General features: G+C 42.3%; 15 protein-coding genes. 5 read left to right on the top strand and 10 right to left on the bottom strand.

The annotated features are described in order from the left end of the window. Positions 1–150, bottom strand: coding sequence for a hypothetical protein (locus CYLST_RS35550; protein ID WP_216595220.1), 150 nt, complete (start codon positions 148–150; stop codon positions 1–3). A gap of 338 nt (positions 151–488) precedes the next feature. Between CYLST_RS35550 and CYLST_RS16990 the strand changes: the two genes are divergently transcribed. After that, the gene (locus tag CYLST_RS16990; RefSeq protein ID WP_015208958.1) at positions 489–1,070 is read left to right on the top strand and encodes a lectin-like protein; all 582 of its coding nucleotides are present in this window, start codon (positions 489–491) and stop codon (positions 1,068–1,070) included. A 237-nt stretch (positions 1,071–1,307) separates the two neighbouring features. Here CYLST_RS16990 and CYLST_RS16985 read toward each other — a convergent pair whose 3' ends face one another. Continuing rightward, complete coding sequence (locus tag CYLST_RS16985; protein WP_015208957.1) at positions 1,308–3,101, bottom strand: WD40 repeat domain-containing protein; 1,794 nt, start codon at positions 3,099–3,101, stop codon at positions 1,308–1,310. A 574-nt stretch (positions 3,102–3,675) separates the two neighbouring features. Here CYLST_RS16985 and CYLST_RS16980 point away from each other — a divergent pair. After that, positions 3,676–4,359, top strand: coding sequence for an SDR family oxidoreductase (locus CYLST_RS16980; RefSeq protein ID WP_015208956.1), 684 nt, complete (start codon positions 3,676–3,678; stop codon positions 4,357–4,359). Between the two features lie 37 nt (positions 4,360–4,396). Here the strand turns inward: CYLST_RS16980 and CYLST_RS16975 are convergent, their stop codons facing one another. The 3 genes from CYLST_RS16975 to CYLST_RS16965 are packed head-to-tail and all read right to left on the bottom strand — an operon-like array spanning position 4,397 to position 6,647. Next, positions 4,397–4,834, bottom strand: coding sequence for a secondary thiamine-phosphate synthase enzyme YjbQ (locus tag CYLST_RS16975; protein WP_015208955.1), 438 nt, complete (start codon positions 4,832–4,834; stop codon positions 4,397–4,399). A gap of 35 nt (positions 4,835–4,869) precedes the next feature. Next, entirely contained in the window at positions 4,870–6,036 is a 1,167-nt protein-coding gene (locus CYLST_RS16970; protein WP_015208954.1) for a pyridoxal phosphate-dependent aminotransferase, read from the bottom strand. An 8-nt stretch (positions 6,037–6,044) separates the two neighbouring features. Next, positions 6,045–6,647, bottom strand: coding sequence for a DUF3318 domain-containing protein (locus CYLST_RS16965; RefSeq protein WP_015208953.1), 603 nt, complete (start codon positions 6,645–6,647; stop codon positions 6,045–6,047). A gap of 336 nt (positions 6,648–6,983) precedes the next feature. On the opposite strand from CYLST_RS16965, the gene CYLST_RS16960 reads away from it, so the two are divergent. Together CYLST_RS16960 and CYLST_RS16955 are read left to right on the top strand one after the other, a co-directional pair. Next, positions 6,984–7,244 (top strand): hypothetical protein, encoded by a 261-nt coding sequence (locus CYLST_RS16960; RefSeq protein WP_015208952.1) that lies wholly within the window; start codon positions 6,984–6,986, stop codon positions 7,242–7,244. 270 nt (positions 7,245–7,514) lie between these two features. Beyond that, on the top strand, positions 7,515–8,753 hold the full coding sequence (locus tag CYLST_RS16955; RefSeq protein WP_015208951.1) for an RNA-guided endonuclease InsQ/TnpB family protein: 1,239 nt from the start codon (positions 7,515–7,517) through the stop codon (positions 8,751–8,753). Between the two features lie 28 nt (positions 8,754–8,781). Here the strand turns inward: CYLST_RS16955 and CYLST_RS16950 are convergent, their stop codons facing one another. The 5 genes from CYLST_RS16950 to CYLST_RS16930 form a co-directional block, all read right to left on the bottom strand. Further along, on the bottom strand, positions 8,782–10,359 hold the full coding sequence (locus CYLST_RS16950) for an iron uptake porin (protein ID WP_015208950.1): 1,578 nt from the start codon (positions 10,357–10,359) through the stop codon (positions 8,782–8,784). A 135-nt stretch (positions 10,360–10,494) separates the two neighbouring features. Then, positions 10,495–11,103 (bottom strand): Crp/Fnr family transcriptional regulator, encoded by a 609-nt coding sequence (locus tag CYLST_RS16945; protein ID WP_015208949.1) that lies wholly within the window; start codon positions 11,101–11,103, stop codon positions 10,495–10,497. 595 nt (positions 11,104–11,698) lie between these two features. Beyond that, complete coding sequence (gene phoU, locus CYLST_RS16940; RefSeq protein WP_015208948.1) at positions 11,699–12,367, bottom strand: phosphate signaling complex protein PhoU; 669 nt, start codon at positions 12,365–12,367, stop codon at positions 11,699–11,701. Positions 12,368–12,473: 106 nt separating this feature from the next. After that, positions 12,474–13,799, bottom strand: a complete 1,326-nt coding sequence (locus tag CYLST_RS16935) for a sensor histidine kinase (RefSeq protein ID WP_015208947.1) — start codon at positions 13,797–13,799, stop codon at positions 12,474–12,476. Positions 13,800–13,853: 54 nt separating this feature from the next. Next, on the bottom strand, positions 13,854–14,606 hold the full coding sequence (locus CYLST_RS16930; protein ID WP_015208946.1) for a winged helix-turn-helix domain-containing protein: 753 nt from the start codon (positions 14,604–14,606) through the stop codon (positions 13,854–13,856). Positions 14,607–15,036: 430 nt separating this feature from the next. Between CYLST_RS16930 and CYLST_RS16925 the strand changes: the two genes are divergently transcribed. Further along, entirely contained in the window at positions 15,037–16,020 is a 984-nt protein-coding gene (locus CYLST_RS16925; RefSeq protein WP_015208945.1) for a coiled-coil domain-containing protein, read from the top strand. Positions 16,021–16,022 lie beyond the last annotated feature (2 nt).

The raw sequence follows: 16,022 nt of genomic DNA, 5'->3' as shown, positions 1-16,022 counted from the left end.
TCAATCAAAATTCAACCAGCCAGAAACGCCTTTAACTGTCAGTTCTAACGCAATACCCCCAAGTATTGGTAATTTATCAGCACCCTCAGATGATTCCACTTTTTGACCAGGAAACACAGCCAGAATACTTTCCGCTTCTGAGTTGATCAACCAGCCTAATTCCGTTTCATGATGGCAACAGTGTAATAAATTACCAAGTACTTTCTTTAGCTTTTGTCCTGGGGAAAGAATCTCAATTACCTTACTACTTATTCCCGACCTACACAAAAGTATACAAAGTGACTTATTTTAACCCGTATTTTATGAAGCTGGCATAAAGTAAACTCAAAAATCACTATAAAATCCTAAAAACGATAAAGTTTAAGTAAATTAAACTATAAACCACTTGAAACATGTAACCCTTTCAATAAATAATTTACTCAGTAGAATAAAAACTTCAGTCTAAAAACTTACATTTAAAACAGCAAACAACAGGAGAATTTTTCGTGATGAAACTGACCTGCCTTAATCCCCTATGGGTGAAGAAGCTATCAATAGTGACTGCAACAGCAGCAGCTATGACTTTGGGAATAGGAAGCGCGGCCTCTGCTGCCACCTTCACCAACCCAAGCAATGGACACCAATATTTTTTAACGACTACCGATTCATGGACTGGCGCTCAATCTCAGGCTGTAGCTGCGGGAGGAAATCTGGTTACGATCAACGATGCAGCCGAAAACAATTGGCTCGTCAGCACTTTTGGTGGTGTTGAGCGGCTTTGGATTGGCTTCACTGATGTAGTTCAAGAAGGTGCATTTAAATGGATCAGTGGACAGCCTGTGACATATACAAATTGGGCACCTGGTGAGCCAAACAACTTCGCTGGTTCTGAAGATTATGCATTCACCAACTGGAATATTGCTGGCATCTGGAACGATTCCTCTGGTGGATTTGGAGGCAACAGAAAATTAGGCGGGATCGTAGAAGTAGAACCAAGTAAATCTGTCCCTGAACCAGCTACTCTTGGCGGTATCTTGCTAGTTGGTACCGTGAGTATGTTCTTGAAAAAGAAGAAATTGGCAGCTGCTTAAATATGAACATAAACGGCTCTTCAGTACCTTTCATGGCAAACTATTAGTTAAACGCTAATACTTTGCTTCTAAATCCAGGCTATAACGTCCAAAGTGATTGAAATCAGCCTGTTTTCAATCATTGACAAGCATTTTAAGATTTTGTTGAGCAATTCTCGCAGAGTAAATACCGAAGAGCCACGCAAACAAACACGCCAAGAGAAATACTCTTGGCGTCCTTTGTCTATTTGCAGTTGATTAACTTCTCTGCCAAATCTTAATCGTCTTATCCAAACTTCCACTCACCAACATATCCCCGGAAGCAGTGAAAGCCAGTGCTGTGACTGTGTTTGCGTGTCCTGTAAAAGTACCCAGCAGTGAGCCTGTTTGTAGATGCCACAACCTAATAGTTTTATCCGCACTACCGCTGGCGATAATTTGCCCGTCGGGACTAAGTGCGATCGCCTCTACAGCATCTCTATGTCCCTTAAGAGTGTGAAGCAATTCCCCAGTCTCCAACTGCCAAATTTTAATCATCTTATCCCGGCTACCACTGACGAGCAACTTAGCATCAGCACTGATTGCTAGAGAACTAACAATGTGAGAATGACCCATCAAGGTAAGCAGTGGTTCGGTATCCAGCAAAGTTGTATTTCCCTCTTGGCATGAGGTGCGCCAGACTTTAATTTTGCGGTAGCTACCTGTAATCAAAATTTGCCCGTCTTGGCTCAAAACCAAAGAATGCGCCGCTGTATCATCTAAAGACAAGGCAATCTCTACCTGACGGTGTCGCAAATTCCAAAACAGAATTTTTCTGTCATCCCCCCCAGTAGCTAACATACTGCCATCAGGGGTAAAAGCCACACACCGTACTACCCCATGATGCTTGTGCAGAATATCTATTAAATCTAGTGCCCCCGTGTGCCAAATCTTAATCGTCGAGTCTGCACCACCACTTACTAAAGTTTGTCCATCTGAACTAAAAGCTAGAGAATTCACTTCATCCACTAGCCCAGATACCACCCAAGGATATTCTGATAAAGTCTCGATTAATTCACCCTTAGCTAAATCCCATAACTTCGTCTCCCCACGACTGCCACTGGCCAATATAGGCACAGTTGTATCATGCTTACAGCCTGAACTGTTCGCTGTCTGCGTTCTTGAAGAATAGGCTAGGCAATTAATTCCTCTGGTGTGTCCAATCAATGTTTGCCAGTATTCCCAGTCACCGATAATGCTTTTTTGGGGATGGTCTGGTGGCAAAGTCTGAATCGTCTCGACTATCGTTTTTTCATTAACTACCAATGACGCATCTTTGCTGGTCATTAATGATTCTAAATACCAACTCAATCCTCCCACATACAACAAATTACTTGCAGTGATGTACAGCTTTGGTTCTGCAAAATCAAGTTGATTTGTGGGTAAAAAGCCAGTAATTACCGCTTGTTTTTCATATCCTAATTTACCAGTGAAAGGATAAAACAAACACAGGAAAATTAATACTTGGTGATTTCGCAAGTCTTCTTGAGTTACTGACCACCGGATTTTATCTTTCTTAATACCGTTAAAACTTTCTCCATCGGCTACGTAAACTTTAACACTCAACTTGGGGTTATTGGCGAGCAAGTAAATGAAATTACTTTCACCGCGCAAATTTCCCTCATCATCTAACACCATGTTTTCCGAAGTGTCTTGTGGCAATTTTTTCACCAACTTGCCCAGACGTTCTGTCATCACCCGCTCAACGATTTGCTCTCGCAAAAAATAATCTTCTGCTTGTCGCTGGAAGTACTTGGCAAAGGGTATCGCCCAATCGGGAGGATCAGGATATTCAGGCGGTGTCGGCGGCGGATTTTTGGCGATAATTTCGGCTTGTTGGCGAGAAAGATCGAGTAATTTTGCCAATGCCTCGCCCCAAAATGCCATAATTTCACTGTGGCAACCTTTGACTTGACTTGACAATAAAGATAAGTCGCAAGTCTTGGGTTTTTTCACACGTTGAAGGAAGTCAACTTGTTGAGCTTTGAGTAAGCTAATCCAATCCATCTGCATGAGAGCAACAAATTATTGCATACCTACGGTAAGCCATACCAATATAATTCCTCAAGTAATATCCTTTAGTTAGTTTATAAATAATGCCGTGATTCTATCGGTCTAATAGAACACAACAATCGGGTGGCATTTGCCCTAGAGATCCACTTAGATAATATTTAGACATTTGAGCCACAGTTCTGGATCTGGGGTATAGCAATTTAAATGATGTTTGTAAATTCTAACGAACCTGGAAAACAAGATACTGTCTCTAGAGAAACAGTTCTAGCCGCAAAGGGGGTTTAATTTTCGGGTAATTTTAAAGTCTGTGGCCAGGTTACTAGATTGGCAAGAGCACCTAAAAAAATAATACCTACAATTTGATTAAGTACAATTACTCTGCCGATAGAGGCATGATTAAAGTTAATTAGTTAAAGAAAATCACTGGATGTGGCTTACTGAGGATGCAAACCCAACACTCCTTTTTGTCTTTGTTGAGTTGGGCGCTAGTTGTAAACTGGGCGAATACTCTGATAAAATACTGTGAATATAAGCAATTAATTTGTTAATAGTTAAAAAATAATCAAAAATCGAGATGACAAATCCATCTAACATTTTTATCGGTGGGGCAAGTCGCGGTGTTGGTCGAGAAATCGCTAAATATCTGACGGCGCAAAATTTTAAGATCAAAGCACTCTTGAGAACGGCAGATACTGCTGCTGAACTAGAAGCAATCGGTATTCAGACGGTGCTAGGAAATGCCTTAAATATGAGCGATGTCGAACGGGCTATTCTAGCAAATGACCGGATATACGCCGTTATTAGTACCATTGGCGGTTTACCCCAAGACGGTGAAAAAGCGGATTTTTTGGGTAATAAAAATCTCATTGATGCAGCAGTTAAAGCTGGGGTGCAAAAGTTTATTCTCGTGACTTCCATTGGTACTGGTAATAGTGTCGTTGCGATGCCTCCCCAAGCTTTAGAAGCACTCAGACCTGTTTTAATCGAAAAAGAAAAAGCTGAACAACACTTAATTGCTAGTGGACTTACTTACACCATTATCCGTCCCGGTGGGCTAAAGTCAGAACCAGCAACTGGCAATGGTATTTTAACTGAAGACCCGCGCATTATTGGCAGTATAAATCGCGCAGATGTCGCTCAGTTGGTTGTCCGCTCTTTAATTTCTGACAGTGTTAATAATAAAATATTGTCAGCAGTAGACCGCAATATGGTATACCCTGGACAGCCAGAATTTGTAGAATTGAGTTTAGATCAGTGAGTGGGTTGGGCAATGCCCAGCATTCATGATTAACTCTCTATTCCCCAGAAATTTGCAAAAATACGGTTCTTTTACGCGGCCCATCTAATTCAAAAAACAACACAGATTGCCAAGTTCCCAAAGCTAATTTTCCATCCACAATGGGAATAAATTCACTGGTGCTTAACATCATGGCCATCAAGTGAGAGTGAGCATTTATCGGTTCGTCTTCAGGAACATCCCTTAAATGTAGGTCGTTGTGTAAGTAGTGTTCTGAATTTGGGGCTAATTTTTGCAAGAATACTTTTATATCTTCTAATAGTCTGACTTCATTTTCATTGATGGCTAATGCCGTTGTCGTGTGGCGAGAAAATACTAATATTTGACCGTTTTTAATCGCTGTTGATTCAATAAAATCTTCAAGTTGGGGGGTGATATTATAAATAGTGATACCTTCGTCAGTAGCGATTTCGAGGAATTTATTGATAATCGGCATTGGTTGAATTGGGGATTTTGACTATTAAACTGCGGTTATAATAATATCGCTTCTAGACCTTTGACTAATCTTTCTATACCTGAATAAGCGGTTTCTTTTGGCAACGCACCATAAGCAAGGCGCAGATAACATCCGTCTTCTATACCAAAGGTTGTGCCAGGAATTACGGCAACTTGATGTTCTTGAATCAGTCTTTTAACTAAATCAAAAGCATTCATTTGGGTATGAACTTTTAAGAAAAAATAGAAGGCGCCATCAGCGGGGACAATGCTACATAAGTTTTGCAGGCGATTGAGTGAATTTAGAACTAGTTGCCGCACTTGCGCGATCGCACTAATATTGTCTTTTAAGTAGTCGTCCTTCGCCTGCAATGCCCCGAAAGCCGCATACTGGCAGACTACTGGCGGACAAATCAAAATCGTATCTTGGACTTTTTTGACGGCGGTAAACAGATGCTGGGGAATTACCATGTAGCCGATGCGCCAACTAGCGAAACCATAAGCCTTAGAAAGGCTATAAAGGGAAATTGTATATTCACTACTGCCAGGAAAGGCACCAGGGGAGGTGTGTTTTACGCCGTTATAGGTAAAGTATTCATAAGCTTCATCGCTAATATGGTAAATGCCGCGATAGCCACAAATTTGATTAACTTGGTGCAATGCCGTTGCTGAATACACTACCCCGGTGGGATTGTTGGGGGAAATTGTGACTACGGCGCGGGTTCTTGGGGTAATGGCTTGGGCGATGCCATCGGGACGCAATTGGTAATTTTCATCTGTCGCCACTAACACCGGACGACAACCCGCCATTGTAATCGCCATCTCATGATTGAAATAGTAGGGCGTATTCAAAATAATTTCATCACCTGGGGAGGTAATAGCCAAAATGGCGTTCATAAACCCCATGTTGCTTCCCGCTGTGACGATGATGCAATTTTCGGCGTTGATTTCTATGCCGTTGAAGGCTGACAATTTTGCCGCCAGCGCTGTCAATAATAAAGGAATACCTTCAACTGGTTTATAGAGATGATTAACTGGTTCAGCGAGGAATTTGGGCAACATCTCTAATGCAGATGGTGGCGGGCTGTAGTGTACCACACCCTGCCCTAGGGAAATGGTTCCGGGGGAGTTTTTCATCAATTCCCCAACAACAGGAATGATCGGCGACTGTACCGCCTGCATCCGAGAGGTTAAAGATTCCATATCGATATCTATTTATAGTTTTCGGGGACACCCACTGGTGACAAATTGGCGATCGCCCGTAAATTTTGGCAACGAATCAACTCGGTAAAATTTAAACCAGAACGTCCTTCAATTTTGGCGATCGCTTCCATTCCCGTCAACAAATGCTGGGCGGCTTCTGTTTCTGAGTAGCCCCGACGCTGGGCGATGCGAATTGCTGTGACATCGGCATTTAACTCTGACTCTAGAGATTGGTGATTGCGCCAGAGACGAAATGCTGCGATCGCACTTAATCCTAATGCGATCGCTACACCCACCGCATCTGACTGTGCTGATTCCACTAATCCACCCACCAGCCCCGCCAGCACCAAACCTTGATAAACATCGGGTTTAAACCACTGCACCCCTGTTAACCAGCTAACTATCTGCAACAGCAACAAGTCCCGTTGTGGCTTCGTCAGGCGACGCCACAAATCGAAGTTAATATATATTGGTCGCTCCCCATTCCAAGGTAGGGGAAAGACCGCATCCATCACCTTTTTCTGTTCTGGCTTACTGACGATTTTTGTCGTCATCCGACCAGAAGCAGGCATCACATCTAATAAACGGCGAATTTCAATATTTGGCTCCATAATCTTAATTATTAGCGATCGTGTGCAGATAAGCTAACTTCTATAAAAGATAAAATTTTCGTGCTAATCTTTGATTTGTCAGCTCCTCGAACAACCATTAAAAATGGCTGTTTTATTGCTGGGAACTACTGCAAATGAAGATTTGTAACTAGAACAGACAAAGCCATAAAAATTCTGGTTAATCAGTTTTATAGTATAGCGGAATTCTTTGACACACTCCTACCTTTAAGCTGATGCTGCGCGGGGGAATCTTGAAAGTTAAAGATGGTATCTGTTTGCTGATAAGTTGAAAACGTCAAAGTTTTGGCTCACCATTTGGACTACACTGATATCTACATGGACGCTTTTGCCCCCAACCCGCCTGAATGGACGAATAAAGCAATTCACGCCTACGAATTTTGCTGTCCTAACTGCCACTCAAGTAGTCGAGAATCTGTAGAAGTTTGGCTGAATCGGCGATCGCCAGTGATGACAGACAACCATCACCGCAAATGGCAAGAATTTTACCATTGCCACTGTGGTTATGTCTGGTGGGCATGGAGCAATGATAGACCACCAACCAATTTGTCTAATCAGCAAGATGCTAATCCCACATAGCTTATTTTTTCCCAAACAAAAGCCCGCCAAAAGACGGGCTTTCGCATGTAGTAAGCACGCTATGTGCTTACCTTGAACAGCAATTCGGCTCCCACTTACCGCGAAGCGGAAGTGATGAGATGAATTGCGCGTGAGTTGACGACAGTCTCCCGACCAATGCGATAGCGTCTGAGGGAGACAGGTCGGAAACGAACAAATATTTTGCACGTCTTGACTGATTGCGAAGTCTCGTATTACCATAAACTACGAAACATGGTAAAGGTCGATGCCATGTACAGAGCAATTAAACTGAGAATTTATCCTACCGATGAGCAAGAATCAAATCTCGCTCAATGTTTTGGTAATACTCGGTGGTTGTGGAATTATATGCTGAATGCCACAACCACAGCATTCCAAGAAACGGGAAAGGGTCTTTCTAAGGTGGCAATGGACAAGTTGCTACCGGGGTTAAAGAAAGAATATGAATGGTTAGGACTAGCATACAGTCAAGTATTGCAACGAGTAACATTCAATCTTTCTAGTGCATTTGTCAACTTCTTTGAAGGACGTGCTAAATACCCGAACTTCAAGTCCAAATATGGCAAGCAGTCAATCCAGTATCCTCAAAATGTAAAACTTATGCCACAGGATTCTGTTATTAAGTTTCCTGGGAATATGGGGATGGTTAAAACTGTGTTTCACAAAGAACTACCTAATGCTAAATTCACAACTGTAACTATATCCAAGAATGCAGATGGTAGATACTACGCTTCTATTCTGTTTAACCAAGAAAAAAAGAAAGTAGTTGCTATCAATGAAGCTATTGGTGTTGACCTGGGGCTAAAGAATTTTGCCATCACTTCTGACGGCTCAAAATATGACCTACCCAAGAAGCGATTAGCAAAACTAGAGAAGAATAGAAAGCGTAAACAGAAAAAACTAGCAAGAAAAAAAGACAAAGCATCTAAGAAACGTCAAAAAGCTAAACGCTTAGTAGCTAGAGTCTCTAGTAAAATAGCTAGAGTTAGAGAGGATTTTCTACACAAGCTATCTCGCAAAATAGCATACGAAAGCCAAGTGATTTGTGTAGAAGACATGTTCGTTAAAAATCTGGTGAAAAATCCTAACTTAGCAAAAGCTATTAGTGATCAAGGTTGGGGAATGTTTCTCACCATGTTGAAATACAAAGCTGAGAGATTTGGTCATACATATCAGGAAATCAATCGTTTCTTCCCGTCATCTCAACTTTGTAGTGAAACTCTACTACCAATCCCAATGTGGCAAAATGGTTATGATTCATTGGGTATTAGGTTCGTGGATTGCCCACACTGCCAAAAGCAGCACGATAGAGACATCAATGCTGCGATCAATATCAGGAATGAAGGTTTGCGACTTTTGGTGTTAGGAACTAGCACTTTTGCCCAAGGAGGGGATATCAGACCAAAGACTTCTGGACGTAAAAAATCTACGAGGTCTGAGGCAATCCCCAACGAGTTGGGAAGCCTACATCGTACCGCAAGGTCGATGTAGGTAGTTCACTACTAACCAATAACCAATCTTAGAAACTGAAGGTTGTACGTAGAGTACCTACGTAAATAGTGTCATTGCTGTCTTTATGTTCAGGATTGAAAATTACCAACAAACCAGGAGTAACAGCAATATTATCAGTGACCTTCACCTTGTAGAGACCCTCTAGATGATAAGAGGTGTCAGAGTCTTCAGTAATATTGCTACCGCCGGTAACTTTAGGTGGTTGACCGAAGATCACACCCAAGACATTGCCTTCTCTACCCAAATCTTTTACACCAAGGGTAGCAGCCCAGTACCAAATATCGGCGTCCTGATTGCTTGTTTCAGATTGAGCAGTGGTATAACCTACCCAACCACCAAGAGTCAACTTAGAACTGGGTTGGAAGGAGGCTTGTAGACCGTAGTTGTTCGATGAGGCAGCATTATTAGCACCAAATGGTCTATTGGCATTATTACCTCCTGTACTTTCAAACAGCCTGCCACCACCACCTTGATAAGTGTGAGCGTAGGTTAAAGCCGCACTGAAAGCCTTACTGGGCTTAAATGCTAACTGACCGAAGATAGTATTATTACCATCGAATACACCGTTACCATCAGTGGGGTCGTTAGCTTCAGATGCGAGATAGGCTGCACTTAAGGTTAAAGCGCCTTGGGGATTTAATTCCACCGTCAAACCACTACCCCCAGCCCCTTGGCGATAGATGGGGCTGAAACGTCCGTAACGGGAGAGAGCGCCTGAACCACTGCTTCTGAATTCAGGGTTGAAAACGTTGACGTTCTCGTACAACTCAGCACCACTAGCGTCCACCTTGACCCGTGCTGGACCCAAGTTGAAGGCGTAGTTGATTTTATCTATTTCAACTCCGTTACCAGTTTCTTCGGCAAAACCCAAACGGGTCATTCTTGTACCAGTTACAGCCTCATTTTGGACGAAATTACCAGCATTCAAACGGATTTGTAACTTGTCTGTACCAATGAAGCTGCTTTCTAAGGTCAACCGCACCCGGTCAGAGAGAGTGGTGTTGCTTTCCAAATCTGCACCGTTGTCGGCTCTCTTATCACCGAAGGCGTCAGACAGAGCAAAAATCGCTTCACCTTTAAGTTTGGTGGTGGTGGAGAATTGATTGGCTTCCAATTCAGAAGTGCGAGCTTCTAGAGCATCTACACGACCGCGCAGAGTTGCCAATTCAGCCGAATATTCTTCTTGTAACCGCTGTAAGGTAGCTAAATCTTCTTTGTTTACCAAGTCAGCGCTAGCTGTGGCAATCAATTCATTAACTCTATCTAAACAAGCATTCAAACCAGCGGCAAATTCATAACGGGTCAATGCACGATTCCCACGGTAGGTGCCGTTGGGATAACCTGCAATACAGCCGTAGCGCTCAACCAAAGACTGCAAAGCTTGGAATGCCCAATCTGTAGGTTGCACATCCGAAAACTGAGAAACGGATGTTACCTGACCAATATTGTTAGACTCTTCTGACAACTGAGCAACATTTGTTAATTGCTCATTTATTTCACCAGCTAAGGCGTTGTTAGCCGCAAAAAATGTAGCGGCGACGACAATTGGACTTACCTTGAGAACATTCCAGAATAGTTTTGTCATATTATTAATCTCACTCACACCTGACTACCACAATTACGATCAAGCCCCTTTGGTTAAGGGAATCTACACATAATTTCCAGGATGATTGTACTATATTTAGGATAATTTACACAAGTTAATAACTACATTTTTGAATTATGCTCTGATTAATTTATTTGGTAAACGCAGAATAATACTACGTTTATGACGTAATAATGTCCCTTCTTCCACAAACTGATGTAGTAACCGTGTTACGGTTACTCTAGTTGTATTTAAGACTTCCGCCATTTCTTGATGAGTAATATGCAAATCAATCAGCTTTCCCTGTTCTACATCCCGACCAAATTTTTCACTTAACCACACCAAAAACTGCCATAAACGTAGAGAAATCGGTTTACGATGTACCACGCTTAAGAGTTTCTCTGCCTGTTGAATATGGGATAGTAAAGCATTGACTTCTTGAGACCAGAGTGATGGTGGTACAATGCTAACTTCCACACTTGTCAGGCATTCAATTTGGTAGGGATTAATTCGGGACAATGGATGACCTATTAAATCGCCTGCTCCCCAATAACCCAAGGTGATGAATGTTCCTTCCTCCGTCCAGGTTAAGGTACGAACTACTCCGCGTTCGATGCGCCAAAGTATATCATTCCCTGGCAGAATCACTTCTCGACGGGAAAATAGCCGCTGGGGTAACTTTCCATCTAAGGCTGAGTTGCTTAGTGTGTTAGAGTTTGGGGCGTGACTTGTGGGATACGTCATTGCAGAGTTTGAGGGAATTGAAAATTTATCAAAGTTATCAGGATGTTAGGGTCAAATACCCCTACCCTATGGGAACGCCAGGTACTTCTGCACGGAGAAAAGTGTTTCCGTCAAGGTTGAAATCAGCTTATGTAACAGTCTTCACTACGTGCAAGCTACGCGAACAATTTTTAATTCTTAATTTTTAATTTTTAATTGTTGAAGCTGACAATTGATCACGAGCGGGTATCCCCTGGTTAAATTGATTCAGGATCATGTAATACCAGTGCAACGTTAACCCCAAAGATAAATTTGATTACATAGCTGTTCACTCTAATCGGTAAAGTTTAAGAATAGGTAAGCTTTTAGTGAAATGTATTTTATTTAAAGAATTTTTGGCTGTAGAAACCACAAAAACTGCCTGTTATTAGCAGGGTCGATCATTTTAGACAACTTTAAGCTGGGGAACATTGCTATCTACTCGTTCCTCTGTAATAGACCTATTGTGGGAAAGAATATAGAGACGTTGCATGCAACGTCTCTACCGTGGGTTTAGCATAATGCATATTTAATTTTTACTGCTATGTCTAATGCACACAAATGAAAACAGCTATAGTTAAGTGCGTTGACCGGTGACGATGTATGCCACTCTTTGACCGATATTAGTAGCGTGATCTGCCATGCGTTCTAAACAACGGATGGCCAATACTAGGAGCAGAATTGGCTCGACTACTCCGGGAACATCCCGTTGCTGGGCTAAAGTCTGATAAAGGCGATCGTAGGCATTGTCTACAGTATCATCTAGGTGCTTTAAACCTCTTCCACCTGCGGCATCCAAATCTGCCAAAGCCACCAAGCTAGTTGCTAACATTGCCTGTGCATGGTGAGACATGTCGGCAATATCTGGCAAAGAAGTATGAGACGGATAAGGAAATATTTTAATCGCAATTTCAGCTAGATCCTTAGCGTAATCCCCAATTCGCTCTAAATCTCGTACCAGCTGCATAAAAGCACTTAAGCAGCGCAAATCTTGCTCTGTAGGCGCTTGCATGGTCATAATTGCCGTACAATCTGATTCTATTTGTCGATAAAAGCGATCAATTTTTTTATCTAATCGGGGAATTTCCTCAGCTGCTGTTAAGTTGCGGGCAAATAATGCTTGGTGGCTGAGGCGAAATGATTGTTCCACCAAAGCTCCCATGCGTAATACATCTCGCTCTAAGCGCCGAATAGCACGTGCTAGCTGAGATCTGTCAGGATTGGGATTATAAAGAACAGCTTTCACACTTGTATTCTCAAACGTGAATATATTTTTTAACTATAGTGCAACACAAATCTTACAAGGTAACCCCCTAAGGCTGAAAGTTCCCTCAACTTTAGTTGGGGGAGCGTCAAACGCCTTGGCTTGGGGTATCCACAACTTCTGGGAGTTGGACTTGCATCCAAGCGCCACCAGTTTCTGGATGGTTCATGGCCTTGATGGCACCACCGTGGGCGATGACTATTTGTCGGACGATCGCTAAACCTAAACCGCTACCAATAATCGCCGTTGTCGAATTACTCTCTGGCATTGGGGAACGAGTCCGTGCTTGATCTCCTCGGTAAAATCGCTCAAAAATATGGGGTAAATCTGCTGGTGAAAAGCCAATTCCAGAGTCAATGATATTAATTTCTAGGTGCTGGGAACTGGTATTGCTTTGGTGAGAATCGACCACTTGTAGAATTTTAGCTTCTATGTGAATTCTTGTAGAAGGGGGGCTGTATTTGATGCTGTTGTCTAGCAAGTTGAGAAAGACTTGGTAAATGCGGAAGCGATCGCCTTTTATCCAGAGATTTTCGATTCCAGAATAGGTCAGAGTTAGATCTTGCTTTTGTGCCAATGGTTCTAAAGTTTCCCACACCGAGGCAATTAGCGATCGCACTTCCACCACTTCCAAGTGCAATTGCATGCTGGGGTTAGTCTCCATTTGGGTGAGTTCTAACCAACTTTGTACCAAATTAATCAGCCGGTCAACTTCCTGCATCAAGCGGTTAACCCAGCGATCTAAAGGTGGTTCTAAGCGCTTTTGCAGAGTTTCCGCAACCAGACGAATCGAGGTTAAAGGCGTTCTCAGTTCGTGTGCCAGATCAGAAAAAGAGCGATCGCGTGCTTGATTCATATCCAACAAAGGTTGGCGATTTTCCAGAAATACTCCCACTTGTCCTTGAGGTAAAGGCAAGCTGGAAGCCCGTAAAGCCAGAGATTTCATACTCAAGATTTCTGTAGCAGTTTCGCCAGATGGATGAAAAACCCACTCCCGCATTTGGGGTTTTTGGCGATCGCGAGTGTGCTCAATTAACTGATCCAGTTCATAAGATCGTACCAACTCCAGCAACAAGCGCACCTGTCCTGCTTGCCACCTTTGCAGTTGCAAAATTTCCCGTGACTGCTGATTGCACCACAGCAGTTGATTTTCTTCATCCACCTGCAAATATCCCAGTGGAGCAAAATCCAACAAGTCTTGGTAAGTTTGCAGCGACTGCTGTAAATCTTGCCGTTGTTGCTTCACCAAAGCAATTTCTTGCCGCAAGTGAGGAATCAGCGGTAGTGCCACCTTATAAGAATGAGCCGTCAGCGGTTGGAGCACGCGCCCCAGGTAGTCGTTAAGTTGAACCTGTTGCCAAACCCAAAACCCAATGCCTACCGCCAAACCCAGAAGAAATCCCAATAAGAGCATTTGCGTCGTTAGTTGCTGTTGTGTCTACTAAAAACTAACAACTATCCCCACCCATTATCCGAATCGATAGCCAAAACCTCGTACAGTCACAATATATTCTGGATGACTGGGATCTGCCTCTAACTTTTCGCGCAACCAGCGAATGTGAACATCCACAGTTTTGCTATCCCCAACAAAATCTGGACCCCAAACCTGATCCAGCAACTGCTCCCGCGACCATACCCGACGGGCATAACTCATAAACAGTTCCAGCAGTCGGAACTCCTTCGGTGATAAACTTACCTCTTGACCACGAACCAACACACGGCACTCTTGGGGATTTAAGGTCACATCCTTATGTTTTAATACAGGCAATTGTGGCAAACTACTTAAACGTTGGCGGCGGAGTAATGCGCGACACCGAGCCACCAATTCCCGCATACTAAAGGGTTTAGTTAAATAATCATCTGCTCCTACCTCCAAACCCAGAACTCGGTCAGTTTCGCTACCCTTTGCACTGAGCATCAAAACCGGCACTGGGTTTCCTTGATGACGCAACAAGCGGCAAATATCTAGCCCATTAATCTGCGGCAGCATCAAATCCAGAAGCACCAAATCAAAGGGCAACTCACCTGAATTGGGTTCACAACTTTTGAGAAATTCTATCGCCGAGCGCCCATCAGCGGCAGTAATCACCTCATAGCCTTCCTCCTCCAATGCCACAACTAGCATTTCCCGGATGAGTTCTTCATCTTCTACTACGAGAATTCGGCTCGTTTGTCCGATCTCCGCTCTGGTCGAGTACTTGGTCAAGTCACTGGTATACATTGATAACATAAAAATTTAAGGAGGTGCTTGTATCAATAACAGTTATCTGACTTCCGTTTATCCACGCTGCTCTCGTGGATATTTTATGATTTAATTGTAACATACATCACAAATTCAATATATCATAAATCACCTCGACTATTTTTTGGTAGCTATGCAGATTAATTTGTGAATATTTGTAATTTTATCTTGACAATATCCAACCCATTTAGTATGTTTGTTTAGTACAAGAGTACTATAGCATCTCCACAAAGGACAACACAGTTTGTAGACGCCAACCATTGTCACAAATTGTGTATGCGCCTGATATTTTCAGTATTTCTACTGCGTCGAAAATGCTGATTTAAAAGCTACCCTGATGTCTGCATAGGGTGTCTTTTCGCGTGACGTATTACCCAGTTAATCATTGTCTATTCAAGGGAGTTAGAAGATGACTACAGTTGCAGTCAAAGACAGCAAACAACAACTATTGCAAGCATTTCAACAAATTCGCGCCGATAGAAAAAAACTAGAATCAAAAATAGCTACCAAACAAGAAGAAGCAGATAAACTAAAAAACCAAGAAATTTTAGCAGCAGCTTCTACCTACACTGTTGATAGCATCGTTAAAGGTTTAGCAGATTTACAATTAGAGTTTGGCAGCATTGTTAATGCACTATCAGAAAAATTAGCCAAAGAAAACTCTAAATTAGACGAACTACTCCAAGCTATAGAAGTTGAAACTCAACGCCTGCAAGAACTTCAAAAAATTAGAATAGTTGCCGACACTCTAGATATTTTAACTCAAGAACACCAAGAAAAATTAAAAATACTCGAACAAGATACCGCTAACAAACGGGAAGCATTAGAAAAAGAACTCACCACCAGGCGAAAAGAGTGGCAAAAAGAGCAAGCCGAGTACGAAGAAAAACTGCAAATATACAATGAATTATTAGCCAAAGAACGCCAGCAAGAGCAAGAAGAATATCAATATAAATTAGAAACTACTCGCAAACTGAATACTGACTCATATCAGAGCATAAAGCGCGATCAAGAAAGGCAAATTCTCGAAAATACCCAACAGAAAGAAAAAGACTGGGCAGAAAGAGAGAAGATACTTGCAGAACGCCAACCCTTATTTACTGAAAATCAACAAAAATTAGCAGCCTTCCCCACCGAACTGGAAGAGGCAGTTAAAAAAGCTAGAGAAGAAGCGATTAAAGAAACCAGCCAAAAAGCCAAAATCGAAGCTGATTTATTTGAAAAAGAATGGGAATCTAGCAAACAGAATTATGAATTAAGAGTGCAATCTTTAGAAGAGACAATTAAGAAACAAACTGAGCAAATAGAAGGTATTTCTGCTCAACTCCAAACCGCATTAAAACAAGCGCAAGATTTAGCAATGAGAGCCTTTGATAGTTCTACTGGTAAATAGTT

The sequence above is a fragment of the Cylindrospermum stagnale PCC 7417 genome (genome assembly GCF_000317535.1).
GTDB lineage: Bacteria > Cyanobacteriota > Cyanobacteriia > Cyanobacteriales > Nostocaceae > Cylindrospermum > Cylindrospermum stagnale.
This window is presented reverse-complemented; position numbering and strand designations above follow the sequence as displayed.